Source organism: Klebsiella sp. 141198 (assembly GCF_050600785.1).
GTDB lineage: Bacteria > Pseudomonadota > Gammaproteobacteria > Enterobacterales > Enterobacteriaceae > Klebsiella > Klebsiella aerogenes.
In genome coordinates this window covers 293,943-320,109 of record NZ_JAQIRM010000006.1, presented here as the reverse complement: position 1 = coordinate 320,109, position 26,167 = coordinate 293,943, and the positions used below count along the sequence as shown (strand labels likewise).

Genomic DNA, 26,167 nt, shown 5'->3' with positions numbered 1-26,167 from the left:
CTTTATCCCTCATGACACCTGCGAAGGATAGGGCGCGTAGTCCGACAATGATGACAGTACTAAAAGGAGCGAATCCATGAAGCCGTATCAGCGCCAGTTTATTGAGTTTGCGCTTAGCAAGCAGGTTCTTAAATTTGGCGAATTTACGCTGAAATCCGGGCGTAAGAGCCCTTATTTCTTCAACGCCGGCCTGTTTAATACCGGGCGCGATCTGGCTCTGCTGGGCCGTTTCTACGCCGAGGCGCTGGTGGATTCCGGGATCGAGTTCGACCTGCTGTTCGGCCCGGCTTATAAAGGTATCCCTATCGCCACCACCACCGCCGTCGCGCTGGCTGAACATCATGACCGTGACCTGCCGTACTGCTTCAACCGTAAAGAAGCGAAGACCCACGGTGAAGGCGGCAACCTGGTCGGTAGCCCGCTACAGGGCCGCGTGATGCTGGTGGACGACGTGATTACCGCCGGTACCGCCATTCGTGAATCAATGGAAATTATTCAGGCTAATGGCGCGGAGCTGGCTGGCGTACTCATTTCGCTTGATCGCCAGGAACGCGGCCGCGGCGAGATCTCTGCGATTCAGGAAGTGGAACGTGATTATGGCTGCAAAGTGATTTCTATTGTCACTCTGAAAGATCTTATCGCCTATCTGGAAGAAAAGCCTGAGATGGCTGAACATTTGGCATCGGTACGCGCTTACCGCGAAGCCTACGGCGTCTAATGATGAGCCCGGCAGCCAGCGGCTGCCGGTATAGCCAGAGCACGCTGAGAATGTGAATGATGAGTCATGCAGCCTTGCGGCTGCATATAAAGCTTTACTGCAGTTGCGCCGCGACCAGCGGCCAGCGGGCATCGAAATCATCCGTTGGGCGGTACTTGAACTCGCTACGCACAAAACGCGACAGCATGCCTTCGCAAAATGCCAGCAGCTGGCTTGCCAGTAGCGTCTCGTCGAGGGTGTAGCCCTCTCCCTCTCGCATTTTCTTTTCACGCATCACCTGACGTAATTGAACTTCGATGCGTTCAAATAGCTGGTTAATACGGCCCTGCAGACGGTCCTGTTCGAACATTAAGGCGTGGCCGGTGAGGATACGCGTCAGCCCAGGATTACGCTCGCCAAACCCAAGAATCAGCAGAACAATCAGGCGCAGACGAGCCGTGGTGTCCTTTTCATCTTTCAAAATCAAATTGATGCGCGTAATCAGACTGTCTTCAATGAACTCGATCAGGCTGTCAAACATGCGGGTTTTACTGGGAAAATGACGGTATAACGCCGCTTCGGAAACACCGACGGAGGCCGCCAGCTTCGCCGTGGTAATACGTTGGCTACCATCGCTGGATTCAAGCATCAGCGCCAGAGACTGAAGTATTTCTTCGCGACGATTCCTTTTCGCAGTTTGTTTTTCTGCCATGTTTTAAAATACCCCTGAAAATAAGCACTTGTCAGGCAGGCATCCACAAAGCGACCGCAAACCTTAGTTTGCGGTGATGTTATTGCATTATGCGCTTTGGGATGCGGGTTCCGTATAGCCGGGCTTATTTGCGCCCTGAGTGGCCGAAGCCGCCTTCGCCGCGGTCGGTGGCGTCAAACTCTTCCACCAGATTAAATTCCGCCTGTACCACCGGCACAAAGACCATCTGCGCGATGCGCTCGCCTGGTTCGATAGTAAAGCTCTGTTGGCCGCGGTTCCACACGGAAACCATCAGCTGCCCCTGGTAGTCGGAGTCGATAAGGCCGACCAGGTTGCCCAGCACCACGCCATGTTTATGGCCCAGACCAGAACGCGGCAGAATCACCGCCGCCAGAGACGGATCGGCGATATGAATCGCAAGGCCTGTTGGCAACAGGGTAGTTGCGCCCGGCGCCAGCTCTACGGCGTCGTCAAGACAGGCGCGCAGGTCAAGTCCGGCCGAGCCGGAGGTGGCATAAGTCGGCAATGGGAACTGCTTGCCAACACGCGGGTCCAGAATCTTAACGTCGATTTTTTTCATCATAACGGGTAACGATCTCGTCGAGTAATAATTGGCCCAGGAATTCCTTGCGCTCAAGTGGTAAGCGCTTATCCCCATCCTGCCAGAAAAGGTGTAATGCGTTGTTATCGCTATTAAAACCTTGATTTGGCTGAGAAACATCATTGGCGCAAATCAGGTCGAGATTTTTGCGGGCACGTTTTTGCCGGGCGTATTCTTCCACATTATTCGTTTCGGCGGCAAATCCAACAACGTACGGGCGGTGATTTTTTAGTGCGGCCACCCCGGCGACGATATCCGGATTTTTGACCATTTTTATTGTTAATTCATCACCTTGTTTTTTGATTTTTTCGTCGGCGACAATCGCTGCGCGGTAGTCGGCAACGGCGGCGCAGCCGATGAAAACATGCTGCTGTTGCACGCCATTCTGCACCGCAGCTTCCATTTCCAGCGCGGTACCCACATCTATACGTTGCACAAACGGCGGCGTCGGCAGCGACACCGGGCCGCTAACCAGCGTGACGTTCGCACCGCGTTGTGCGGCGGCGGCGGCAATCGCGAAGCCCATTTTGCCGGAGCTATGGTTGGTGATGTAGCGCACTGGGTCCAGCGGCTCGCGGGTTGGGCCCGCGGTAATCATGATGTTGAGATGTTGCAAATCTTTGACAGGCGAGAAATGCTGCGCCGCCATCTCCACGATAGTCAGCGGATCGAGCATGCGGCCCGGGCCAACGTCACCGCAGGCCTGGCTGCCGCTATCCGGGCCCCATACCAATAGGCCGCGTGAGGCAATAGTGGCAAGGTTGTGCTGGGTGGCGGCGGCGCGATACATCTGTTGGTTCATCGCCGGGACGACGGCCACCGGCGAGGGCGTAGCCAGGCAAATCGTGGAGACCAGATCGTTCGCCATACCGGCGGCGACGCGGGCGATTAAATCGGCGGTTGCCGGGGCAAGGATAACCAGATCGGCCCACTTGCCCAGTTCAATATGGCCCATTGCCGCTTCGGCAGCCGGATCCAGCAGGCTATCGGAGACCGGATAACCGGAAACCGCCTGCAGGCTCAACGGGGTAATAAAGGCCTTGGCGGCTTCCGTCATGGCGACGCGAACATCCGCGCCGCGTTCTCGCAGTCGGCGCACCAGTTCCGGCGTTTTATAGGCGGCGATGCCGCCGCTCACGCCAAGAACGATTTTTTTACCAGCCAGACTCATCATGATTTTGTCCTGTTGAAATACACCAGAATCCGCGCATCTTATCATAATCCCTGTGGCATCGTGCGTATGCCGGGCACTCACTTTGCGAGCGGCTACGCAGGCCCTGAAATCACCGGTCGGCAGCGCGGAAAGGGTATGCCAGGATGGGTGATGGACGGATAAGGAGACAGGGTAATGGATATACAGGAATCATTGATGCCACGGGAAAAAATGCTGCGCGACGGCATTGAAACGTTGAGTGACGTTGAGCTGCTGGCGTTGTTTCTGCGTACCGGTACACGTACCCAGGATGTGCTGGCTTTTTCACACAGCTTGCTACAGCGCTTCGGTTCGCTGTACGGACTGTTATCGGCTGAGATAGAACAATTTGCAGATATCGACGGTATCGGTATAGCAAAATATGCGCAACTTAAAGGTATTGCCGAGCTGGCGCGGCGCTATTTTAGCCTGCGGATGAGAGAAGAACCGTCGCTGGTGACGCCGCTCATGACGCGAGAATTTTTACAAAGCCAGCTCGCCGATGAAGAGCGGGAGATCTTTATGGCGATCTTTTTAGATAATCAGAACCGGGTATTGAAACATAGCCGCCTTTTTTCTGGTACTCTTAGCCACGTAGAGGTGCATCCGCGAGAAATTGTACGCGAAGCAATCAAAGTGAACGCCGCCGCGGTGATCCTTGCCCATAATCATCCTTCAGGTAGTCCTGAACCGAGTAAGTCGGATAAGTTGATGACCGACAGGGTGGTTAAGTGTTGTAGATTCATGGAGATACGCGTGCTTGATCATCTGATTATTGGCCGCGGCGCGTACGTCTCTTTTGCCGAACGTGGCTGGATTTAGCCCCGATCATGCGATCTATCGGGATCTTTGTCTGTTCGGGACTTGAGCACACCGCCGAGTCAGCGTATACTACGCCACCTTTGAGAATCTCGGGTTTGGCATTTGGGCCTGGCAATCGAGAGTTCAATAGAACTATGCGATGACCGGGCTGTAAAGCCTGACGAGGCGCCAATACCCCATACGAAGCTCGAGCTAATTTGATTTTTGGAGAATAGACATGTCCCGAGTCTGCCAAGTTACTGGCAAGCGTCCGGTGACCGGTAACAACCGTTCCCACGCACTGAACGCGACTAAACGCCGTTTCCTGCCGAACCTGCACTCTCACCGTTTCTGGGTTGAGAGCGAGAAGCGTTTTGTCACCCTGCGCGTATCTGCTAAAGGTATGCGTGTAATCGATAAGAAAGGCATCGATACAGTTCTGTCTGAACTGCGTGCCCGTGGCGAAAAGTACTAAGTACTTAGAGGAAATAAATCATGGCTAAAGGTATTCGTGAGAAAATCAAGCTGGTTTCTTCCGCTGGTACTGGTCACTTCTATACCACCACGAAGAACAAGCGTACCAAACCGGAAAAAATGGAACTGAAAAAGTACGATCCGGTTGTACGTCAGCACGTTATCTACAAAGAAGCTAAAATCAAATAATTTTAGTCTCCTTGTACTAAAACCCCGCCCCGGCGGGGTTTTTTGTTTTATGCTTCATCCTTCGAGCTACAGGTGCGTTGGCTGCATGTGTACAGCCTGGCCGCTTGCTTCGTTAAGCCTCCCGGCCACTCTTCCCGTCGCCTCCCTGTCACCCGAAACTGTGTGGTTAAGAGGAAAAAAATGCCTGAATTACCTGAAGTCGAAACCAGCCGTCGCGGCATTGAGCCACATCTGGTAGGCGCTAACATCCTGCATGCCGTGGTACGCAACGGGCGTCTGCGTTGGCCGGTATCCGAAGAGATTTACCGCCTGAGCGACGAACCGGTGCTGAGCGTGCGCCGACGCGCCAAATACCTGCTGCTGGAGCTGCGCCACGGCTGGATCATTATTCATCTTGGTATGTCCGGTAGCCTGCGCATCCTCAGTGAAGAGCAGCCGGCTGAAAAACACGACCACGTCGACCTGGTGCTGAGTAACGGTAAAGTGCTGCGCTATACCGATCCCCGCCGCTTTGGCGCCTGGCTATGGACCAAAGAGCTGGATGGTCATCCGGTGCTGGCGCATCTCGGCCCGGAACCGCTAAGCGATGAATTCAACGCCGACTATCTTCAGCAGCGTTGCGCGAAGAAGAAAACCGCCATCAAACCCTGGCTGATGGATAACAAGCTGGTGGTGGGCGTGGGGAATATCTACGCCAGCGAATCACTGTTTTCCGCCGGGATCCATCCCGATCGGCTGGCCTCGTCGCTCTCGTATCAAGAATGCGAGTGGTTAGTGAAGATGATTAAGCTGGTGCTGCTACGCTCAATTGAGCAAGGTGGAACGACGCTGAAGGATTTCCTGCAAAGCGACGGTAAACCGGGATATTTCGCCCAGGAGCTACAGGTTTATGGCCGCAAAGGCGAGCCGTGCCGGATCTGCGGTACGCCGATTATCGCCAGCAAACACGCTCAGCGCGCGACCTTTTATTGTCGCCAGTGTCAGAAGTAGTGGAGAGGGTTGGGGATTATGCCAGGCCGGGTAAGCTGGTAGCCCCGCTACGTGCAGCGCGAGCGGGGCAGGAAATGCCTACTTCAGCTTATTTAACAACGCCTGATGTACGTTAGGCGGCAGGAAGTGGGAGACGTCGCCCTGGTGGCGCGCCACTTCCTTAACCAGCGATGAAGAGATAAACGACCACTCTTTGCACGGCATCAGGAACACGCTTTCCAGCGTGGGCATCAGATGGCGGTTCATGTGCGCCAGCTGCATTTCATATTCGAAATCCGCCACTGCCCGCAGGCCGCGGATTAAAATATTCGCCTGCTGCGCGCGGGCGAAATTGGCCATCAAATCGCTAAAGCCAATCACCTCAACGTTGACCAGATGCGCCGTTGCCTGCTCCGCCAGCGCAATTCGTTCATCGAGGCTGAACATCGGTTTTTTGCTCGGGCTGGCGGCGATAGCCAGCAAAACCTTATCAAACATGCCTGCGGCGCGGGTGACGATATCGATATGGCCGTTGGTGATAGGGTCAAAGGTGCCCGGATAGATCGCTTTTGTGCCCATAATTACACTTTCTCCGAGTAGCCGCGGCTCAGTGCCCACAGCTCGGTGTATTTATTAAACGTGTATTGCGCATTGACTACCGCCAGCAGCCAACCCTGTTTTCCATCCAGCACGCCGCCGCGCAGCAGCAGCGTTTTGACGAAGGCGCCCAGCGTATGGCTGAAAATCCCCGCCATCGAGGTCTTCTTGCCCTTCTGATGGCGCTCAAGCGCCCAGGCCGCGGCATAAGCGAGCTGTTTCTGCTGGAAGCCGGAGAAATCGCGGCAGGTCAGGTGCAGCAGATCGCCGCTGAGCGGCACCACTTCGGCCCCAAGGCTATCCAAAGATTCATGCACCAGATTATCGTTATAGCGGTAACGCGCGCGTTCGTACAGGCGCATCACCCGATCGGGATACCAGCCGCTGTGGCGCATAAAGCGTCCGAGGAAGTAGTTACGCCGGGCGATACTGTAGATAACGCCGCGCTGCGGCGCGTCCAGTACCTTGAGGATAGCCTCTTTTAATTCCGGCGTAACGCGCTCGTCGGTATCAATCATCAGCACCCAGTCGTGGGTGGCGTAGTCTTGCGCGCGCTGGCGCTGAATGCCGTAGCCTTGCCAGTCGGTATTGCTATAGACCTGGGCGCCGAGGCTACGGGCCAGTTCGACGGTATTGTCGGTACTGCCGGAGTCCAGTACCACCACTTCATCCGCCCAGCTTACCGATGCCAGGCAATCGGCGAGCAGGTCGGCGGCGTTTTTGGCGATCATCACGACGGAGAGTCGGGTCGACATTAGTGGCTCCGCTGCGGCAGGTAGGGTTGCAGTAACTGTAGCAGACGCGACAGCGCGCCCTGGTTTTGATGCAGCACTTCCACCGCGTGGCGGCCGTACCACAGTCGATAATCTTCGTCGGTCAGCAGGGTAGAAACCTCTCTGACCAGCGAGTCGGCGTCCGTGACGGTGATCAGGCCATCGTCCTGCTGCAGCTTGGCGCAGATATCTTTAAAGTTGAAGGTGTGCGGGCCCATCAGCACCGGAATAGCATGGGCGGCGGGTTCGAGCGGATTATGCCCGCCGCGTTCTACCAGGCTGCCGCCGACGAATGCCAGGTCGGCAATGCCGTAGAGCAGCATCAGTTCGCCCATGGTATCGCCAATCACCACCTGGGTGCTGTTAGACGGAATTTCACCGGTGCTGCGCATGGTGAAGCTCATACCGGCCTTTTGCACCATATCGCGAGCGTCGCCGAAGCGTTCCGGATGGCGCGGCACGAGGATAAGCAGCAGGTCGGGGAAGGTTTCCAGCAGTTTTTTATGCGCCTGCAGGATGATTTGTTCTTCGCCATCGTGGGTACTGGTGGCTATCCACACTTTACGGTGCGGCGCCCACTGGCGACGCAGGGTAACGGCGCGGGCCGCCAGTTCAGGGGTGACGGAGATATCGAATTTCAAGCTGCCGGTGACCGCCAGTTGGTTACGTTTAAGGCCGAGCGCGAGGAAGCGGTTGCCGTCTTCTTCATTCTGCGCGGCGATAAGCGTGATACGGCTGAGCAGGCGGCGCATGAAGCCGCCGAGTTTGGCATAGCCTTTCGCGGAACGTTCTGACAGGCGCGCGTTGGCGATCACCAGCGGAATTTTACGCTTATGTAGCGCGCTGACCATATTCGGCCACAGCTCGGTTTCCATCACGATGACCAGTTTCGGCTGCACGCTGTTGAGGAAACGGTTCATGGCGCAGGGGAGGTCATACGGCAGATAGACGTGGTGAACATCTTTGCCAAAAGCGGACATGGCGCGTTCAGAACCGGTCGGCGTCATGGTCGTGACGGTGATCGGCAGTGACGGATAACGATGGCGTAGCGCGCGCACCAGCGGGATAGCCGCCAGCGTTTCACCGACGGAAACGGAGTGCAGCAGAATGCCATCCGGCACTACCTTGTTTTGACAGAAGCCATAACGTTCAGCCCAGCGTTTACGGTAGGCCGGCGCCTTACGGCTGCGCAGCAGCAGTCGCAGCCATACCAGCGGCTGAATGAGGTAGAGTAGGGTGGTATAAAGCAATTCCAAACTATTTATCCGTTTTAGGTTTTTTGCGGGCAAATTCTAAGCATTTAACCCGCGTAAAGCTATCTCTTTGGCGGAAACCGAGGGATTTCGGCCTATGCGGCGTTGAGATAGCGCTTAATGCGCAAATAGCGGCGTCCCAGACGCCAGCGTAAACGGAACGTGCAGGCGTTAGTCCAGATCAGGCGCCAGATGCCGCGTTCGAAGAATTCTTTGATGATAATATGCTTTTTCGACTCATCTTTCATGCAGTCGAAGGTATGAATAATCCCCAACCCCTCTTTGGCTATCTGCCAGCGGCAGGCGGAAATATGCCGTACCTTGTCCGGATAGCGTTGGTTGATGGCGCTGAGCATCTCGAGGATCTTCATATAATGGCGCGCTGAGCGCATCAGCGTATCGTCGTTGTCTGGCTTATGCGACACCGATTCCGAGTGAATGTAATAGTCGTAAAATTGCTCGCTGGTGTACTGCACGCGTTCGGCGGCCAGCAATGCTTCCGTCGTCCAGGGAATATCCTGATGGCGCAGGCCCGGCTCAAAGTGGAAATGGTGCTGGTTAATAAAATCACGGCGATAGATGTTCAGCCAGGTGACGTGCAGGAACTTACGCGAGTCGAGCGCCTGCTTTAGCCAGACGTAACCCGGCAGGACGCCAGTGGACTGCAGGCGTTCCGGCGGGAAAATTGGGTGGATATCGTCGCGGCTTTCGTACACATAGCGGCCATTACAGGTCGCGACATCGAGATTGCCCTTCTCGGCCATTTCCAGCAGCGTGCGGTACATGCCGGGATAGAACTTATCGTCAATATCCGGGAAGGCGAGGTATTTACCCCTTGCCGCCGCCATACCGGTATTACGCGCTACCGAGACGCCCTGATTCTCCTGCTCCAGCACGGTCACGTTCTGCAGCCTGTCTTTCCATTGGTCGATAACCGCCAGGCTACCGTCGGTAGAACCGTCGTTCACCAGGATCAGCTCATAGCTTGCCAACTGCTGTTGTTCGAGGCATTCAAAGAATTGCGCAAGGAATTTTTCACCGTTATACACGGCGGCCACGATGCTCAATAAAGGCGTTTGACTCATAACTCATTCGATCCTGGTTAAAAAACGACGTCAGGCGCTGCGCAGCTGACGGTACTGTTGGCAAATCGACTCTACGCTGAATTTTTCCAGCGCGGCGGAATCAATGGCCGGCGGGCTATGGTAAATGCTTTGCATCGTCTGGGCTAGCGCAGAACTGTTGAGATCGGCCAGACCGCGGGACAGTTCGCCGCTGAGGATCTCGCTGACCCCGCCAGGACAGCGGGTGCTGGCAACCGGCGTATTCAGCAGTAGCGCTTCAACAATGACGTTGCCAAACCCTTCGCTGTCGGAGCTGAGCGTTAGCATTCGCGCATGTTTAATCCACGGCAGCGGGTTGGGCTGAAAGCCTTTAAACAGCACCCGATCGCCGACCTGCAGCTGCTGCGCCAGTTGACGAAGCCGCTGTTCCTGCTCCGGTTTGCCCTGCCCGAGCAGCACCAGCGGCGCCTCGATACCGCTTTGCGCGTAGGCTTCAATCAGCCGGTCATGGCGCTTACCGGGATGGAAGCGGCCGACGTGGATAATATAGTCCCCTTGAGGAATATCGGCCGGCGCCTCTGCCGCCGCGCGAATGGCGGCGATATCGAACGGGTTATAGATGGTTTTAAGCTGTGCCGGGCGCAGTGCGAACTGCTCGACCAAATCCTTTCCAACCGCATCGGAAACGGTCACCACGTTGCGCCCCTGGTATACCCGCTTGATTTTTTGCTGCTTCATCCAGCGGTCAAAACCGCTGCGATGGCCAAGATAAGAGGTAGAGAAAACGCCGTGCAGACAGAACCAGACGTTTCGCCCCTGCAATGCCCGGCTGCGGGCGACGATGCGATCGGTTTTGTGCAGATTCGACAGTACCAGATCGAAGCGACCATGCTGTTCTGCTTGTTCAATCGCGCGATCAAGCTGGCGCGCGCGGCGGGAGAGTTCCGTTAGCTTGCGCCACGGTTTGCGGCAGCGGTCGGCGATAATCTGATAATCGAGCCCTTCCGGCAGCGGATAATCGCAGACGTCGCGCAGCGAAAACAGCGATACCTGTTCGCCCTGGCTAAGAAAATGTTCCGCCAGCGTGAGCACGACTTTTTCCGCGCCGCCGCCCGGCAGACCGTCGATAACAAACAATATACGCATCGTTATTTCACCAGATCCTGATAGAGGGAAAGCAGCTGCGTCGACAGTCGCTCGCTAGTGCAATCCATAATACGTTCGCGGGCGCGTGCGCCTTCAGCGGAGCCCAGCGCGCGCGCGGGCAGCGCCATAACAGCCTGCTGTAACGCGGCAATATCCAGCGCGTCGCAAACGTAGCCGTTATCGCCCTCGGTGATGAACTCCGCGCCGCCGCAGCCGGTGGTGGTGATAACCGGCAGACCGCAGGCCATCGCCTCAAGGATCACATTCGGGAACGGGTCGTATAGCGTTGGCAGCAGTAGACCATCGGCCATCTGATAGAACGGTAGCGTTTCGGACTGCATGCCGAAGAAGCGCACGCGATCTTCGCAGTTCAGCGATTTTGCTAGCTGTTGATAGCGGTTCTGTTCTTTATCTTTGCCGACCACCAACAGATAACGGTCGGTGGGGGCGATGGCGCGGATTGCCGCATCCAGCCCTTTTCGTTCAAATCCGGAACCGACATAAATCAGGCAGCTTGCCTGCAGCGGTAGCTGCCATTTGGCGCGTAAAGCGGCAAAGGTTTCTTCGCCTGGCGGCAGAAACCGCTGGTTATCAATAGCGTTGTAGATGACGTGGATTTTGTCAGCCGGCAGGCCGAAGTCTTCAATGATTTCCTGCTTAATCATCTCTGCATTGCAAATCACCCCGCGCAGGTGCGCGTCCTGATACATCTCGCGTTCCGCCTGCATCACATAACGGTGGTAGCGGTCGGCGAACAGCAGGCGGCTTTTCCAGGCCGGTAAAATGCGCGAGCGCTGCTGCAGCCAGCGGCGATGGACGCCGTCGCCGGCGCGGTAGAGATCGCAACCCGGAATACGCTCATGGCTTTGCACCAGGTCGAATGATTCACTCTGCCAGAGCGCGCGCGCGGCGTTGGCGAAACCGCGTTCCCGGCTGATGCGCCCCCATTTGCGCGGGTTGCAGATGTGAATATGCCAGTCCGGTTTGACAGGCCCTTGCCACTCGCGGGTGATGACGTTCAGTTCCAGATTACTGCTGTCGAGGGCTTCCAGCGCGCGGGAGACAAAGCGCTCCGCGCCGCCGTCAGGGCGATACTTTTGCCGTACCAGAGCCAGCCGGAATTTACTCATGCCAGTACCTTTTTCGCCGCCGCGATGACCGCGTCGGTAGGGATTAAATCAAGATAGCGTTCTTCGGTGTTGGTGTTGATGTCGTCAGGGTCGGGCAGCGGGCCGAAGTCGCCTGCCCAAATAACCTCGCCTTTCGCCTGCCACGGCCGCCAGAAGGTCAGCTTTGATGGGCCAAATAACGCGACGAGCGGCGTACCCAGGGCTGCCGCCATATGCATCGGCACCGAATCTACGCCGATAAACAGGCGGGCGTGATCGATAACCGCGGCCAGCTGGCGGAGCGTCAACTGGCCGGCTAACGAGTGCAGTCGCGCCTGCGGGCAGCCGCTGATGATGTTCTCTACCATCTGCTTTTCTTTGGCGTCAGGGCCAGAGGTAAGCACCACCGCGTAGCCTTCTGCTGACAGAGCATTAATCAGCGCGCTCATGCGCTCTTCGCGCCAGCATTTAAAGAACCAGCGCGAAGTCGGCTGAATCACGATGTAATTTTCCTGGAAGCCATCCGGCAGCAGCGCGCGGCTGGCGGCCCAGTCAGATTCGCTGTAGCCCATCCGCGCCGGCGCATCGTTTATCTCAAGCCCCAGCGGCGCCAGAATAGAGAGGTTTTGCTGCACCGTATGCAGCTGATTGTGCTGCTGGGTAGAAGCAAGCGCGGTGTGGCAGTATCGCCAGAACGGATGACGGCGCTTAGGGAAATCGAAACCGATGCGCGTCGGCGCGCCGGTTAATTTGCTAATGATCGCGCTGGGCCATTGATCGGCAAGGTTGAGCACCATGTCGTAGCGCTGCTGGCGCAGGCTGCGAATGAGCTGCCATTCCATCTTAAGCTGATGCCGCTTGCCCTGCTTTTTCCAGCTGCGATCGATCGCGTAAATCTGGTTAATCTCCGGGTTTGCCGCCAGCATATCCCTGGTCTCAGCATACAGCAGTACATCGACGCGAGCGGCGGGATACTGCTGTTTTAACGCGTTTACAAGCGGGGTGATCAGCAACATGTCGCCGTGGTGGCGCAGCTTAATGACCAGGATCCGCGCCGGGTTCTGCTGGCCGGGGGAGAGGGTTTCAGGCGTCATACTCTGTTCTTCATCCAGGATAAGGGTTCCGATTCTAGGGGATCGCGTAGATTGAGAGAAGCGTTGTATTGCTCTACCATGGACCGATACGTATGGCCTGAGGACGTTTTCGTGCACAATCCCGCATTTCTCATCACGATTGATACAGAGGGTGATAACCTCTGGCAAAAACATGACAGCATCACCACGGAGAATGCGCGCTATCTTCCGCGTTTTCAGCAGCTTTGCGAAAAGTATGGCTTCAAACCGGTCTATTTGACCAATTATGAAATGGCCATCGACCCTTTTTATATCGAATTTGCTAAAGATGTGATTGCGCGCGGCACCGCGGAAATCGGTATGCATCTGCACGCCTGGAACAGCCCGCCAACCGAGCCGCTGACCGCGGATGACTGGCGTCATAAGCCTTATCTCATCGAGTACAGCGATGCCGCCATGCGTGAAAAGGTCGACTATATGACCCATCTACTGGAAGATACCTTCCAGACCAAAATGGTGAGCCATCGCGCCGGGCGCTGGGCGTTTGACGAGCGCTACGCGCGCCTGCTGGTGGAGTACGGTTATCAGGTGGATTGCTCGGTGACGCCGCGGGTGAACTGGAAAACCGCTAAGGGCGCGCCGCAGGGCGATGGCGGTACGGATTATCGCCGCTTCCCGCAACATGCTTATTTTCTCGATGAAAATGATATCAGCCGCGAAGGGCATTCCCCGCTGCTGGAAGTGCCTATGAGCATTCAATACAAACACTCAGCATGGATGAATAGCGTTAAGCAAGGCTACGATAGGCTACGCGGCAAAGTCCGTTCGCCGTCCGTACACTGGCTGCGTCCGATGGGCGGCAACGTCGAAACCATGAAAAAAGTAGTTCAGCAGACGCTGGCGCAGGGTAATGATTATGTTGAGTATATGCTGCATTCATCGGAGTATATGCCAGGCGGTAGCCCGACCTTTAAGAATGAACAAGATATTGAACGTTTATATGCCGATCTGGAAGCGTTCTTTAGCTGGCTTGCGCCGCAGGTCCGCGGAATGTCTTTAGCAGAATATTATAATTTCAAGAGAAATCTTACATAAAACAATCATTACTGATAGAGGTGCGGCGTTAATCTGGTGTAATATCATCAGTCTAATGAATAATTAACGCCTGAATTATTAAGATACTGAGGTTTTATGAAGATAGCAACCGTACTACGCTCTGGCGGTGATTATAACCAAAGCCATGTGCAGTGGTTATACAAACAATTGCCAGCAGACATCGAGAAAGTGTGCTTTACCGATTTAACTATTCCTGGCGTTAACACCATTAAACTAACTGAAGATTTGCCAGGTTGGTGGTCAAAAATCGAGATGTTTAATCCGGATTCGGTTGCCGAAGATATTTTTTATCTCGATTTAGATGTCGTCGTTGTCGGCGATATTAGCGATATTCTGGCAAATAAACAGCTGACCATGCTGAGTGATTTTTTCTTTCCTCAGAAAACGAAAAACTCCGCCATCATGCGCGTTCCGCATGAGGAAAAGTACAAGGTCTGGGAAGCGTTTAAGCGCTATCCTGAGCTATTCATGACGCGCTATCAGAGCGGTGGCGACCAGGAGTTTATCAGCAAAATCTATCCACACGCCGCTATTTGGCAGGACATTTTACCCGGACAGATCGTTAGCTATAAAAAGCATGTCATTCATAAGAAGAAGAATGAACATGCCACCGGTGATGGCACCGTGCCTGCGGGGACGCGAATTGTCTGTTTCCATGGAAAACCACGTCCTTGGGACTGCGGTGAAGCCTGGGTGCCACCATTTGAGAAAGCTTAATTATTTATGAGTAAAGTGATGTCGCCTGTGACAATATTGCTTCTGGCAATATTGTCATGTGTTTTTGTGATGCCGGAGAAAATCATGGGTAGGAATCTTTTTTACCTGTCTTCGGTGATTACCTTAATTTATGCCGTAATTAACAGAAAGCGTCTTACTTTTAAAAAAGAGGAGATATTTCTGTCTCTGACGTTATTGATGTTAGGGGCCTCACAGCTTATTTGGTCATATCGCTTTCCGGGTAATCCGTCTGAAATTTATATGGCTGATGTTAGCTATCCTCGCTCAGGCGCTTATTTGATGATCGGCTCGGTGATGATGCTACTCTTGCCAGCGGTATTACGGACAACAGTAATACAATATGGCAAAAGCTTGAGTTACGCATTAGTCGCGGGCTTTTCAGTATTGACGTTGTACGCTTTACATTACCATTTTTTTGTTTCCGGCGATCGTCTGAGAATCGATAACTCCGCAACTCTAAGCGCCTATCTTTATACGATATACTCGTTATTGACGCTGTATGCTTTAGCTTGCGTCAATATCCGCTATCGCAACTATATTGCCAGCGGTGTGATATTTTTCTCGCTGTGGATTATTTTCCTGACCGAAACTCGCTCGGCGCTGCTTATTTATCCGGCGGTACTGCTCTATGCCCTACTGACCGGTAACGTGATGTCGAAGAAAAAATCAGCGTTGGCGTGCCTGATGCTGTTAGTTGCTGGCCTGGCAGTGATTGAGTTGGCGTTTCCCTCGCTGAAAGATCGGGCGAGTGAAGCGGTCACCGAGATCTCGGATTATCAAAGCGATAACAATACCTCGATGGGTTCCCGGCTCAGTATGTGGCATACCGGGATCTATGAAATTATTGCTCATCCCGGTGGCGTAAGCTCGCAGCAGCGTTTCCAGATCCTCTCGCAATTGATGTATGAGAAAGAGCAGGGGAATCCCGAGGGGTTGCGCAACATTGTTTATCATCTTCATAATGATTTGATCGAAACCATGTCGCTACAGGGCGTTATTGGCGGCCTCTTCCTGCTGGCGTTGTATGGCGCGATGCTGCTCTATGTTTACAGAAAGGCGACGCTGAAATGCGCATTGGCGTTTATTGGCGCGCCGGTGATTCTTTTTGGCTGCGTCGATACTCTGTTTATCCACGACAGATTTATCATTATGTTTATTGTGGCGTTAGCCGTTTTCACGGCGTTATCGCCGGAAAAGTCTGCGGAAGAATCGTGATGGAATGATGAAGTGGCCGTTCAGGCCACTTCATGTAGCGCTTGAGATAACGGCATTTTAGGAAATACCTGTTCAGGAATTGCGCTATTAAGGGAAAGATTAATTACCGTAATACCCTTTGCCTGTAAATGACGGCTGGCGAGTTCAAAGGCGGGGAAAACCATACCATCTACTTTATCTGCGAGATAGGATGGGAGCTTATTGTCGCCGTTTTCATAAAATCGCGGTTGCTCAAAATTATTCATATCCAGACCGGCAATAATAATTCTGTTGAATCCCAGCCAGGCGATAATCTGCAGCGCCCAGTAAGCCACCGTTCCCGCATCAAATATCCCTTTGCGAATATCGGTTGAGAAACCAATATGGCTTAAGTGCTGGTGCAAAAGCGCACTTGGGGAGCGGCTAAAGGCCGTTGCGATATCGTTTCCGGGGATCTTCGGCTGGTAAATCTTATAACAGGCATCTTCAATCAGGGCGAGTCGACACTGAATATTGTTGAGCCCGATGCGCTCAATGATTTTGGCAATACCGTGGGTAGTGGTAAAAAAGAGGATTCGCGGATTACTGACAATACCGGCGATAACCTCGGGTTTACGATCAAAAAACTCCATATCAACGATCAGATACAGAGAAAACCCTAGCTTTCCTTCGAGAAAGTAAGCGCCGTTGACGCCCATTACCGGCAACGATGACGGGATAATCGAAAAATCGACATCGTTGATCGATGGGCCGGTCGCGGTGAGCAGCATTGGCCCGGAGAAAGCGTTTTTTAATTCACTTAGGCTACACAGCGGTACCGATTCGCCCTTGTATTGTAAGGCACAAATTTCACCGCTTTCCGCCCGGCGGATCTTTACCCACGGCCACAGGTTTTCATTGTGGCGATAGGCGCGCGGGCGGGTATAGCGATAAATTTGCTTGAATAGCGATCCCATTAAACCAATCCCTGTGCTTGCAACAGTTGCTGAACATGCTCAGCGGTAATATCGCCGGTGCTGCTACCGTGCGGCGGGCGGACAATATGCTGGTTTTTACCATATCCGCCAATCAGTCCCGGATCGGTTGGGCCGTAGAGCGTGAAATTGGGTTTATCGAGCGCCGCGGTCAGATGGCTCAACCCGGTGTCGACGGAAACCACGCCGCGTGCGCCAGCCAGAATCTGCGCAACCTGCTCAAGGCTCATGCGCGGTAGTACATCGACGTTATCGCGTCCTTCCGCCAGCCGTTTTGCCCGCGCCTCTTCGTGCGGCGCGCCCCACGGCAGCTTAATACGTACGCCGCTACCTGCCAGTAGATCGAGAAGCGCTTGCCAGCATGCTTCCGGCCAGTGTTTATCATCGCGGGTGGTGGCGTGCAGGAAGACCAGATACGGCTCTGTTGCCGGTGCGTCAGGGCGAATAAAGTGGCGCGCGATGGCGTAATCACCCTGCGCTTGCGGCCTGGCATAGCCCAGGCTTTTGGCGAACAGTTCGCGCGTACGCTCTACTGCGTGCTGCTCGACAGCAATATGGTGGCGACGGTTATAAAACAGGCTTGCCAGCGGCTCGCGGGCGGACTGCCAGTCCATGCCATGTTTGACGCCGTGCGCCAGACGCGTTACCAGCGCGGCGCTTTTCACCAGCCCCTGCGCATCAATAATGGCATCGTAGTTGACGGCCTTTACGGCATCGCGAAAAGCCTTTCTTTCCGCTTTGATAGGCGCGGAAAACCAGGCTTTGCGCCAGCGGCGAATCGCCACCGGAATCACCCGCTCGACGGCGGCATGCCATGAAGGGATCTGCGCGAAGCCTTCTTCAACCACCCAGTCAAAGCGGATACCGGGGATGGCCTGCGCGGCGTCGGTTAGCGCGGGCAGCGTGTGTAGCACGTCGCCCATGGACGAGGTTTTTACGATCAATACCCGCATCCGCTACGCTTCCTCGTGCTCGGTTTTTTCCGCTAACAGTTCGTTCAGCTCTTGCAGGACGCGTTCTGGAGTGATGTCGATCAGGCTTTGATGATAGCCCTCAGCGGCATCGCCTTTGCGCACCTTGTGGTAGCCGCTAATCAGGCGAATAACCCGCGCTTTATGCGACAGGGGCGGGGTAAAGTCCGGGCTGCTCGGGCCGTAAAGCGCCACCAACGGGCGGTCCAGCGCGGCGGCGACGTGCATCAACCCCGAATCGTTGCTGACCACGGCCTGACAGGCGGCAATCAGAATCACGGCCTGTTCCAGCTGGGTTTCGCCAGCCAGGTTACGACACCAGGCCTGCTGCTCGCTGCTAAGCGCGGCGATGATCTCTTTGCCGGCATCGTTATCTTTCGCCGAGCCGAAGAGCGCAATCTGATAACCATCGTCAATGAGCTTTTTCGCCAGCGCGGCGTAGTGGTAATGCGGCCAGCGTTTGGCAGGGCCGAACTCTGCGCCGGGGCAGAAGCCGATAATGGGCCGATCGTTTGAAAGATTAAAGGCGTTGCAGGCCTGTGATTTTTCGCCGTCGTTGACCTGCAGCTGCGGCCATAGCAGCGGCTGCGGAAGGTCTTTAGCGCAGCGCATGACGCCGTTGTCGTAGGCCAGCGCCACGTAGCGCTCCACCATCAGCGGCCAGGCGTCTTTATCCAGCACGCGGGCGTCGTTAAGCAGGCCATAGCGCATCTCGCCGCGCCAGCCGGTGCGCAGCGGGATGTTGGCAAAGAATGGCACCAATGCCGATTTAAACGAGTTCGGCAGCACGTAAGCGCGATCGTAGCGACGATCGCGCAGACTGTGGCCGAGTTTGCGGCGTTCGCCGATAGCCAGCGCGCCGTGGCCGAGCGGCATGGCGATCGCTTCGTTGACTTCCGGCATGCGCGATAACAACGGACGGCACCATGCCGGCGCCATCACGTCGATAATCGCCTGGGGATAGCGCGCCCTGAGCGTACGATAAAGACTTTGCGACATCATCATGTCGCCCACCCAAGACGGGCCTATCACCAATATTTTCATGCTTGTTTCTTACGCGTCGCGGTTGAGCCAGGCCATATATTCCGTTACGCCTTCGGCAACGGTTTTGAACGGTTTGTCATAGCCCGCTTTACGCAGGTTAGTCAGGTCGGCCTGCGTGAATGCCTGATAGCGGCCTTTCAATTTGTCCGGGAACGGGATGTATTCAATGCTGCCTTTCTTATGGTACGCCAGGGTCGCATCGGCGACGGCCTGGAAAGATTCCGCGCGGCCGGTACCGAGGTTGAAGATACCGGAAACGCCATTTTCCCAGAACCACAGGTTCACCGCGGCGACGTCGCCGACATAGACGAAGTCGCGTTTGAAGCCGTCGCTGCCTTCGAACAGTTTCGGACTTTCGCCATTATTCAGCTGGGTATTGAGGTGGAAGGCCACGCTCGCCATGCTGCCTTTGTGCCCTTCGCGCGGCCCATAGACGTTGAAATAACGGAACCCGACGATCTGCGAATCCGCTTCCGGCAGGATCTGACGGACGTATTCGTCGAACAGGAATTTAGAGTAGCCGTAGACGTTCAGCGGTTTTTCAAATTCGCGGGACTCGATAAAGTCGCTGGTGCGCCCGCCGTAGGTGGCGGCGGAAGAGGCGTACAGGAACGGGATTTCGCGCTCCAGGCAGTAGTGCAGCACCTCTTTGGAGTACTGATAGTTGTTATCCATCACATACTTGCCGTCCCACTCGGTAGTGGAAGAGCAGGCGCCTTCGTGAAATACCGCTTCAATCTCGCCAAACTCTTCGCCGGCCATAATCTGGATCAGAAAATCTTCTTTATCCATGTAGTCAGCGATGTCCAGATCCACCAGGTTTACGAATTTGGTGCCGTCTTTCAGATTGTCTACAACCAGAATATCGGTGATGCCTTTGTCATTCAGGGCTTTAACGATGTTGCTGCCGATAAAGCCTGCGCCGCCGGTTACGATGATCATAACTGTACCTTTGAAGTAGAAAGCCCGGAAACAATCCGGACATGAATACTCCTATCATATCACTACATCCGAAAGGCTTCAGCCATTCGCCGAAAAGGTGCTGGCCGTGCGTGATTTATGCTGCAAATTATTCATTCAGGCATGCATCATCTCGTATCAACGTATAGCTTTGGGTAATATGTGCCAAATTTTGCCGAATCTGGAGAGTTGCAATGCGTGGTGATTTCTACAAACAGTTAACCAATGACCTGGATACCGCGCGCGCGGAAGGGTTGTTTAAAGAAGAGCGTATCATTACTTCGGCTCAGCAGGCGGACATCACCGTCGGCGACAGCCACGTCATTAACTTCTGCGCCAACAACTATCTGGGCCTGGCGAACCACCCGGAACTGATTGCCGCGGCGAAATCCGGCATGGACAGCCACGGCTTCGGGATGGCCTCGGTGCGCTTCATCTGCGGTACCCAGGACACACATAAGCAGCTCGAGAAGAAGCTGGCGGATTTCCTCGGTATGGAAGACGCGATTCTCTACTCCTCTTGCTTTGATGCCAACGGCGGCCTGTTTGAAACGCTGCTGGGGCCGGAAGATGCCATTATCTCTGATGCACTGAACCACGCGTCGATCATCGACGGCGTGCGCCTGTGTAAAGCTAAGCGTTTCCGCTATGCCAACAACGATATGCAGGAGCTGGAAGCGCGTCTGAAAGAAGCGCGCGAAGCCGGCGCTCGCCACGTGCTGATCGCTACCGATGGCGTTTTCTCGATGGACGGCGTGATCGCCAACCTGAAAGGCGTCTGCGACCTGGCGGATAAATATGATGCGCTGGTGATGGTCGATGATTCTCACGCCGTGGGCTTTGTCGGCGAAAACGGCCGCGGTTCCCATGAATATTGCGACGTGATGGGCCGCGTCGACATCATCACCGGCACGTTGGGTAAAGCGCTGGGCGGCGCGTCAGGCGGTTACACCGCCGCGCGCAAAGAAGTCGTTGAGTGGCTGCGCCAGCGTTCTCGTCCCTATCTGTTCTCCAACTCCCTGGCGCCGGCCATTGTCGCCGCTTCCATCAAGGTGCTGGAGATGGTGGAAGCGGGCAGCGAACTGCGCGATCGCCTGTGGGCTAACGCGCGCCTGTTCCGCGAAAAAATGACCGCAGCAGGCTTTACCCTGGCAGGCGCCGACCACGCGATTATCCCGGTGATGCTCGGTGAAGCTACCGTCGCCCAGGAGTTCGCGCGCGAATTGCAAAAAGAAGGTATTTACGTCACCGGTTTCTTCTATCCGGTGGTTCCAAAAGGCCAGGCGCGTATTCGCACCCAGATGTCGGCGGCGCATACCCCTGAACAAATTGAACGTGCGGTGGAAGCCTTTACCCGCATCGGCAAACAACTGGGCGTCATCGCCTAATAAGGGTGTGAGATGAAAGCGTTATCCAAACTGAAAGCGGAAGAAGGCATCTGGATGACCGACGTACCGGAACCGGAAGTCGGCCATAACGATCTGCTGATTAAAATCCGTAAGACCGCGATTTGCGGTACCGACGTACACATCTATAACTGGGACGAATGGTCGCAGAAAACCATCCCGGTACCAATGGTGGTGGGGCATGAGTATGTCGGCGAAGTCGTGGGTATCGGTCAGGAAGTTCGCGGCTTTAAGCTTGGCGATCGCGTTTCCGGCGAAGGGCATATCACCTGCGGACACTGCCGTAACTGTCGCGGCGGTCGCACGCATCTGTGCCGTAATACCATCGGCGTGGGGGTAAACCGCCCGGGCTGTTTCGCTGAATATCTGGTGATCCCGGCCTTCAACGCTTTCAAAATCCCGGACAATATCTCTGACGATCTGGCATCCATCTTCGACCCGTTCGGCAACGCTGTGCATACCGCGCTCTCCTTCGACCTGGTTGGTGAAGATGTTCTGGTTTCCGGCGCTGGCCCGATTGGCGTGATGGCCGCGGCGGTGGCGAAACATGTCGGCGCGCGTAACGTGGTGATTACCGATGTTAACGAATATCGCCTGGAGCTGGCGCGTAAAATGGGCGTCACCCGTGCGGTTAACGTCGCCAAAGAGAATCTGAACGATGTGATGGCGGAGCTGGGGATGACCGAAGGCTTCGACGTGGGTCTGGAGATGTCCGGCGCGCCGCCGGCGTTCCGCACCATGCTTGATACCATGAACCACGGCGGACGTATTGCGATGCTGGGTATTCCTCCGTCGGATATGTCTATCGACTGGACCAAGGTCATCTTCAAGGGGCTGTTTATCAAAGGGATTTACGGCCGCGAAATGTTTGAAACCTGGTATAAGATGGCGGCGCTGATCCAGTCTGGCCTCGATCTTTCGCCAATTATCACCCACCGTTTCGGTATTGATGACTTCCAGAAAGGCTTTGACGCGATGCGCTCCGGTCAGTCTGGCAAAGTGGTACTGAGCTGGGATTAAACTTATTATCGTCAGGATGACGCTAATAAGCATTCTTGCTGCCCATAGTTTATGGGCAGCATATTCTTCACATATATATTGATAATAAAGTTTTTGTTATTACCACAGCCACTATTGAACTGAACCCAGTTTTATTTATATTCTGCCATATCTTCATTTAACAAGGATGGTATATATGGCGCACCCTATTTTTATCAACCGTCTTTGGCAATTGAAGAGTATTGTTTTACCGGCATTACTGTTTTTTATGAGTTTCAGCATCCTGGCTGAGCAAAGGCTTGAACATGGCGTGCTGCAAGCCTACTGGAAGGCGCAATGGAGCGATAATGCGACCATTAATGTTCCGGCCCTCGGATTTCGCTATTATTGGCTGGATGACCAGGGGAAATTTAAAAAAGTCATCAATATATATGTTAAGGGAACGCTGAAAGAACAGTTGCTGTTTATTCGGCAGAACTTTAGTGATATCCCAGAAAATTTTATCAGATTTCGCGAGTGGTACGTTAACCAGCAGGGCAGTCTGCTGGTTAATAATATCGCGCAGTATACTGAATGCAGCAGTGAGAATTATAGCGCCGTATTGCTTTCTTTTGTTCCTGCGCAAAATAAACCTGTATCCAATATCGACGATATGCATGCTCAGGTCCCCTGCGGCGGGGACGGACGCTATCCCTGGTTAACGACATATCATTTACAGCATGAATGGAATCAGCATTCATTCAAAGAATGGCCAGATGATAATGCGAATAATACATATTCCGTTATGGCTGATGACGTGGTGGTTAAAATACGCACTATTAACAAATACTGGATCTATGCCGCTCTTTACGATGACAGCAAAGCGGACCGTATGAGTGATAAACGGGGGTACATCAGGAGGGAGCATCTCAAACCCGATAACTGACACCTGGCGGTATCGGGCAAGGTGATGAAATTTATCTCAAGGTAGATTTATTTAGATTTGGATAACATTTCTAAAATAATACGTATCTACCGCACTATTTCCGCATCGATCTTTTGCCTATTCGTTTATACAGTTGGTTTACTCTTCGTTTAATCGCATAAACCCTATGTTTAAGCTCTCAGTATGCTTGCTTACCTGTAATTCGGCCCGCTTATTACGGGAAGTCTTGCCGCCGCTGTTGCGGGTGGCGGATGAGTTTATTGTCGTTGATTCAGGCAGTACGGATGAAACGCTGCAGATATGTCAGCAGTTTGGCATAACGGTTCATCACCACCCCTATGCCGCCCACGGCCTGCAGATGAACTATGCGACCTCGCTGGCGACCCATGACTGGGTGCTATGTATGGATAGCGATGAAATTCTGGATGAACAAGTGGTTGCGGCGATTCTGGCGCTTAAGGCGGGAGAGGAGCCGGACCCCAGTTGTGCATGGCGCCTGCCGCGCTACTGGTTCGTGCTTGGCGAACAGGTGCGGACTATTTATCCCATCTCATCGCCGGATTACCCGGTACGCCTGTTCAACCGCCAGCGGGCCAGTTTTAACCAGCGGCCGGTAGACGATCAGGTGGTCGGCCATCTGACCTCGATAAGGCTGCCGGGCTTTGTCCGCCACGACACCTTCTATTCACTGCATGAGGTGTTTAACAAGCTCAACAGCTATACCACCCGGCTGGTGAAGGCGCAGAAGGTCAGGCCGTCGCTCAGTCGCGGGATCATCAGCGCTATCGGCGCATTTTTTAAGTGGTATCTGTTCAGCGGCGCGTGGCGCAGCGGCAAAGTGGGGGCAGTAACCGGCTTGTACGCCACCTTGTACAGCTTCATGAAGTATTTTAAAGCCTGGTATGCTCACGACGGTAAGCGGCAGGGAACCGTGACGGAGAAGCGCACGGATCCCTGATGAAGATTAGTTGGTGGGGCTATCCCAGCCCTGCCATTTAAGCTGGTAATACTGGACCAGTGCGCTCTGGCTAATGCTTTCGCTCAGAATGCTAAAGAAGCGGCTGGCGTTCACCGGCTCCAGCGGACGCTTCGGTTTGCAGTACTTCACGCCGTGGAACGGGTTACGCGGCTTCTGCTGCTGCGGCACGTTTGGCTGGGCAGGCGTGTTCGGCGTCGAGTTGTCGACCTGCGGTTCGTTTAGCAGGCTGCTCGGGCGCACCAGCGTGATATCTGGCGGCAGGTTATAAACCATTTGCTGTAGTACCCGCACCGTTGAAGGATGGGGATGACCAATGGCGATAGCCGAACCGTTACGCCGCGCCAGCGCGATGGCGCGATTGAACTGAGTGCGGATGTCCGCCTCGTTCTGGGTGTCGTCGAGAAACACTTTGCGTTTAATTACCTTCACGCCGGTTCCCTGAGCGGCACGCATGGCCTGGGTGTTGCCGATAGTCACACTATCGAGAAAATAGAGATTGTAGCGTTCCAGCGCCTGCATCACCTTCTGCATGCCGAACAGGTTAGAAGTCATGGCGCTACCCATGTGGTTGTTCAACCCGACCGCGTAAGGCACTTTACCGTAAGCCTCACGAATAATACGTTCGATCTCATCGCTGCTCATATCCGGGCGCAGGGTGTCTTTTTCCAGCGGTTGCTTGCTGAGCGGCGCCATCGGCAGGTGGATCAATACTTCATGGCCCAGATTATGTGCTTTGGTGGCCATTTCCCGGGCGTGGGGGGCATTCGGCAGCACGGCAACGGAGATGGTGGGCGGCAGCGCCAGCACCTTATTTTCCGTCTGCGGACGGTAGCCGAAATCATCGATAACGATAGAGAGTTTACCGGCGAAAACCGGCGCAGCAATAGCCAGTGAACCGGCTACAGCAAGTGCAATCATGCGAAATTGAAGCAAAACTTATCTTCCCAACCACGGCTGTGGATTGACCGCCTGACCCTGGCGGCGAATTTCGAAATAGAGCGACGGACGACCCTGACCGCCGCTACTGCCTACCAGCGCGATAGCCTGGCCCGCGCGGACCTGGGTACCGACGCTGACCAGCGCGCTTTGGTTATAGCCGTAAAGACTCATGTCGCCTTTGCCGTGTTCAACGACGACCACCAGGCCGTAGCCCTGCAGCCAGTCGGCGAGGATCACCCGACCGTCGGCAATGGCTTTGACTTCGGTGCCCTCAGACGCAGCGATAACCATCCCTTTCCAACGTAGTTCACCTTGCAGCTGTTCGCCATAACGATGAAGAATTGTTCCGCGAACCGGCCAGAAGGCCTGACCGCGCGGCGCGCCGAGGCCGCCGGTTCGCGACATCAATGAACGTTCGCTTTCGGTTGGTTTATAGGTGGTGCCTTTGCGCGAGGCTTCCTGCTGACGGTCGCGTACCGCCTGGGCATCACGAGCCTCGCGATCGGCGCGGGCTTTGGCTGCCGCTTCCGCCTGGGCGATGCGGCCGCGCAGGCGCGATTCGTTAGCGCGCAGTTCGCTGAGCTGCTGTTGGCCTTTCTGAATGGAGGATTCGAGGCTGGAGAGCGTCTTTTTACGCTCGTTGCGCGCCTGCTCAAGCTTGGCCTGCTGCGCTTTTTGCTCGTAAACCAGCGTTTGCTGCTGGCTTTGTTTTTCTTCCAGCATCGATTTCTGCACCGCGACTTCTTCGCGCGTCTGCTTGAGCTGGGCGATGGTCTCCTGACGGGCCTGGTTAAAGTAACCAAAATAGGCCTGCAGGCGCTGGTTGCGCTGCCCCTCTTCGCCGCTGAGGATCATCTGCATGCCAGTATGCGGCCCCTGGCGGAAGGCGGCGTCAAGCTGCGCGGCGAGGTTACGTTCCTGGGAGGCACGCTGGCGCTCCAGCTTAGCGATAGACGCGTTCATCTCGTCGATCTGCTTATTGAGCTGGTTGAGGGTATCCTGAGTTTCACGCAGCTTACGCGCGGCGGCGGAGATCGCCTCTTCCTGCGCTTTTAGCTGGGCGAGCAGAGAGGAACGTTGCTGCTGCTGTTGCTGAATCGCGCGCTGTTTGGCGGCGATATCGGCCTGAATGGATTTCAGCTGGTCGCGGTCATCGGCGTGAGCGGATGCGGCGCACAGCAATACGCCAGCGCTAAGCGCGCTGGCGTAAAGAACGGATCGAACAGCCGTTGCGATCCATGTATTTGAATAAGTCGCCTTTCCCCTCATGGG

Annotated in this window: 28 protein-coding genes; 12 read left to right on the top strand and 16 right to left on the bottom strand. The window is 54.8% G+C overall.

Annotated features, from left to right (window positions below; translation table 11 throughout):
- The first annotated feature begins 76 nt into the window (after window positions 1-76).
- Entirely contained in the window at window positions 77-718 is a 642-nt protein-coding gene (gene pyrE, locus PGR10_RS21015; RefSeq protein WP_015703811.1) for an orotate phosphoribosyltransferase, read from the top strand.
- Between the two features lie 94 nt (window positions 719-812).
- On the opposite strand, the gene slmA is transcribed toward pyrE, so the two are convergent.
- The 3 genes from slmA to coaBC form a co-directional block, all read right to left on the bottom strand.
- Complete coding sequence (slmA, locus tag PGR10_RS21010; RefSeq protein WP_015369151.1) at window positions 813-1,409, bottom strand: nucleoid occlusion factor SlmA; 597 nt, start codon at window positions 1,407-1,409, stop codon at window positions 813-815.
- A 124-nt stretch (window positions 1,410-1,533) separates the two neighbouring features.
- Window positions 1,534-1,992: a dUTP diphosphatase gene (gene dut / locus PGR10_RS21005; RefSeq protein ID WP_020077682.1), complete on the bottom strand. Its 459-nt coding sequence runs from the start codon at window positions 1,990-1,992 to the stop codon at window positions 1,534-1,536.
- Complete coding sequence (coaBC, locus tag PGR10_RS21000; protein WP_087859090.1) at window positions 1,970-3,181, bottom strand: bifunctional phosphopantothenoylcysteine decarboxylase/phosphopantothenate--cysteine ligase CoaBC; 1,212 nt, start codon at window positions 3,179-3,181, stop codon at window positions 1,970-1,972. The genes dut and coaBC overlap by 23 nt, the downstream gene beginning before the upstream one ends.
- A 177-nt stretch (window positions 3,182-3,358) precedes the next feature.
- On the opposite strand from coaBC, the gene radC reads away from it, so the two are divergent.
- The 4 genes from radC (at window position 3,359) to mutM (ending at window position 5,656) form a co-directional block, all read left to right on the top strand.
- Entirely contained in the window at window positions 3,359-4,024 is a 666-nt protein-coding gene (gene radC, locus PGR10_RS20995; protein ID WP_045390599.1) for a RadC family protein, read from the top strand.
- Between the two features lie 217 nt (window positions 4,025-4,241).
- Window positions 4,242-4,478: a 50S ribosomal protein L28 gene (gene rpmB, locus PGR10_RS20990; RefSeq protein WP_002436699.1), complete on the top strand. Its 237-nt coding sequence runs from the start codon at window positions 4,242-4,244 to the stop codon at window positions 4,476-4,478.
- Between the two features lie 20 nt (window positions 4,479-4,498).
- Window positions 4,499-4,666 carry a 50S ribosomal protein L33 gene (gene rpmG / locus PGR10_RS20985; protein WP_002922510.1) on the top strand — a complete coding sequence of 56 codons (168 nt, stop codon included), beginning with the start codon at window positions 4,499-4,501 and terminating at the stop codon, window positions 4,664-4,666.
- A 180-nt stretch (window positions 4,667-4,846) separates the two neighbouring features.
- Window positions 4,847-5,656, top strand: coding sequence for a bifunctional DNA-formamidopyrimidine glycosylase/DNA-(apurinic or apyrimidinic site) lyase (gene mutM / locus PGR10_RS20980; protein WP_087858928.1), 810 nt, complete (start codon window positions 4,847-4,849; stop codon window positions 5,654-5,656).
- 78 nt (window positions 5,657-5,734) lie between these two features.
- Here mutM and coaD read toward each other — a convergent pair whose 3' ends face one another.
- The 7 genes from coaD to rfaQ form a co-directional block, all read right to left on the bottom strand.
- Window positions 5,735-6,214, bottom strand: a complete 480-nt coding sequence (gene coaD / locus PGR10_RS20975; protein ID WP_015703808.1) for a pantetheine-phosphate adenylyltransferase — start codon at window positions 6,212-6,214, stop codon at window positions 5,735-5,737.
- Window positions 6,215-6,216: 2 nt separating this feature from the next.
- On the bottom strand, window positions 6,217-6,987 hold the full coding sequence (locus PGR10_RS20970; protein ID WP_213317606.1) for a glycosyltransferase family 2 protein: 771 nt from the start codon (window positions 6,985-6,987) through the stop codon (window positions 6,217-6,219).
- Window positions 6,987-8,261 (bottom strand): lipid IV(A) 3-deoxy-D-manno-octulosonic acid transferase, encoded by a 1,275-nt coding sequence (gene waaA, locus PGR10_RS20965; protein WP_087858931.1) that lies wholly within the window; start codon window positions 8,259-8,261, stop codon window positions 6,987-6,989. Before waaA ends, PGR10_RS20970 begins: the two co-directional genes overlap by 1 nt.
- 92 nt (window positions 8,262-8,353) lie before the next feature.
- Window positions 8,354-9,343, bottom strand: a complete 990-nt coding sequence (locus tag PGR10_RS20960) for a glycosyltransferase (protein ID WP_087858932.1) — start codon at window positions 9,341-9,343, stop codon at window positions 8,354-8,356.
- A 30-nt stretch (window positions 9,344-9,373) separates the two neighbouring features.
- Window positions 9,374-10,468 (bottom strand): glycosyltransferase, encoded by a 1,095-nt coding sequence (locus tag PGR10_RS20955; protein ID WP_430924050.1) that lies wholly within the window; start codon window positions 10,466-10,468, stop codon window positions 9,374-9,376.
- Window positions 10,469-10,470: 2 nt separating this feature from the next.
- Window positions 10,471-11,598 carry a glycosyltransferase family 4 protein gene (locus PGR10_RS20950; RefSeq protein WP_087858934.1) on the bottom strand — a complete coding sequence of 376 codons (1,128 nt, stop codon included), beginning with the start codon at window positions 11,596-11,598 and terminating at the stop codon, window positions 10,471-10,473.
- The gene (rfaQ, locus tag PGR10_RS20945; protein WP_395226701.1) at window positions 11,595-12,671 is read right to left on the bottom strand and encodes a putative lipopolysaccharide heptosyltransferase III; all 1,077 of its coding nucleotides are present in this window, start codon (window positions 12,669-12,671) and stop codon (window positions 11,595-11,597) included. Before rfaQ ends, PGR10_RS20950 begins: the two co-directional genes overlap by 4 nt.
- Window positions 12,672-12,782: 111 nt before the next feature.
- On the opposite strand from rfaQ, the gene PGR10_RS20940 reads away from it, so the two are divergent.
- The 3 genes from PGR10_RS20940 (at window position 12,783) to PGR10_RS20930 (ending at window position 15,719) form a co-directional block, all read left to right on the top strand.
- Window positions 12,783-13,745, top strand: a complete 963-nt coding sequence (locus PGR10_RS20940) for a polysaccharide deacetylase family protein (RefSeq protein ID WP_045390617.1) — start codon at window positions 12,783-12,785, stop codon at window positions 13,743-13,745.
- A gap of 96 nt (window positions 13,746-13,841) precedes the next feature.
- Window positions 13,842-14,483: a hypothetical protein gene (locus tag PGR10_RS20935; RefSeq protein WP_045386549.1), complete on the top strand. Its 642-nt coding sequence runs from the start codon at window positions 13,842-13,844 to the stop codon at window positions 14,481-14,483.
- Window positions 14,484-14,489: 6 nt separating this feature from the next.
- Window positions 14,490-15,719: an O-antigen ligase family protein gene (locus PGR10_RS20930; RefSeq protein ID WP_430924048.1), complete on the top strand. Its 1,230-nt coding sequence runs from the start codon at window positions 14,490-14,492 to the stop codon at window positions 15,717-15,719.
- Between the two features lie 20 nt (window positions 15,720-15,739).
- On the opposite strand, the gene PGR10_RS20925 is transcribed toward PGR10_RS20930, so the two are convergent.
- The 4 genes from PGR10_RS20925 to rfaD are packed head-to-tail and all read right to left on the bottom strand — an operon-like array spanning window position 15,740 to window position 19,629.
- On the bottom strand, window positions 15,740-16,654 hold the full coding sequence (locus PGR10_RS20925; protein ID WP_087858937.1) for a sugar glycosyltransferase: 915 nt from the start codon (window positions 16,652-16,654) through the stop codon (window positions 15,740-15,742).
- Window positions 16,654-17,625 carry a lipopolysaccharide heptosyltransferase RfaC gene (rfaC, locus tag PGR10_RS20920; protein ID WP_430924047.1) on the bottom strand — a complete coding sequence of 324 codons (972 nt, stop codon included), beginning with the start codon at window positions 17,623-17,625 and terminating at the stop codon, window positions 16,654-16,656. Before rfaC ends, PGR10_RS20925 begins: the two co-directional genes overlap by 1 nt.
- 3 nt (window positions 17,626-17,628) lie before the next feature.
- Window positions 17,629-18,687, bottom strand: coding sequence for an ADP-heptose--LPS heptosyltransferase RfaF (rfaF, locus tag PGR10_RS20915; protein WP_015703797.1), 1,059 nt, complete (start codon window positions 18,685-18,687; stop codon window positions 17,629-17,631).
- Window positions 18,688-18,696: 9 nt separating this feature from the next.
- Entirely contained in the window at window positions 18,697-19,629 is a 933-nt protein-coding gene (gene rfaD / locus PGR10_RS20910) for an ADP-glyceromanno-heptose 6-epimerase (protein ID WP_045390625.1), read from the bottom strand.
- A gap of 212 nt (window positions 19,630-19,841) precedes the next feature.
- On the opposite strand from rfaD, the gene kbl reads away from it, so the two are divergent.
- The 4 genes from kbl to PGR10_RS20890 all read left to right on the top strand — a co-directional run bounded on the left by kbl (window position 19,842) and on the right by PGR10_RS20890 (window position 23,935).
- Window positions 19,842-21,035 (top strand): glycine C-acetyltransferase, encoded by a 1,194-nt coding sequence (gene kbl / locus PGR10_RS20905; RefSeq protein WP_113374040.1) that lies wholly within the window; start codon window positions 19,842-19,844, stop codon window positions 21,033-21,035.
- A 12-nt stretch (window positions 21,036-21,047) separates the two neighbouring features.
- Entirely contained in the window at window positions 21,048-22,073 is a 1,026-nt protein-coding gene (gene tdh / locus PGR10_RS20900) for an L-threonine 3-dehydrogenase (RefSeq protein WP_015369171.1), read from the top strand.
- A gap of 175 nt (window positions 22,074-22,248) precedes the next feature.
- Entirely contained in the window at window positions 22,249-22,977 is a 729-nt protein-coding gene (locus PGR10_RS20895; RefSeq protein WP_213317601.1) for a hypothetical protein, read from the top strand.
- A 166-nt stretch (window positions 22,978-23,143) separates the two neighbouring features.
- Window positions 23,144-23,935, top strand: coding sequence for a glycosyltransferase family 2 protein (locus PGR10_RS20890; protein ID WP_087858941.1), 792 nt, complete (start codon window positions 23,144-23,146; stop codon window positions 23,933-23,935).
- 6 nt (window positions 23,936-23,941) lie between these two features.
- Here PGR10_RS20890 and PGR10_RS20885 read toward each other — a convergent pair whose 3' ends face one another.
- Both PGR10_RS20885 and envC read right to left on the bottom strand, forming a co-directional pair.
- Window positions 23,942-24,889 carry a divergent polysaccharide deacetylase family protein gene (locus PGR10_RS20885; RefSeq protein WP_045390634.1) on the bottom strand — a complete coding sequence of 316 codons (948 nt, stop codon included), beginning with the start codon at window positions 24,887-24,889 and terminating at the stop codon, window positions 23,942-23,944.
- Between the two features lie 3 nt (window positions 24,890-24,892).
- Complete coding sequence (envC, locus tag PGR10_RS20880; protein WP_045390637.1) at window positions 24,893-26,164, bottom strand: murein hydrolase activator EnvC; 1,272 nt, start codon at window positions 26,162-26,164, stop codon at window positions 24,893-24,895.
- Window positions 26,165-26,167: the final 3 nt, after the last annotated feature.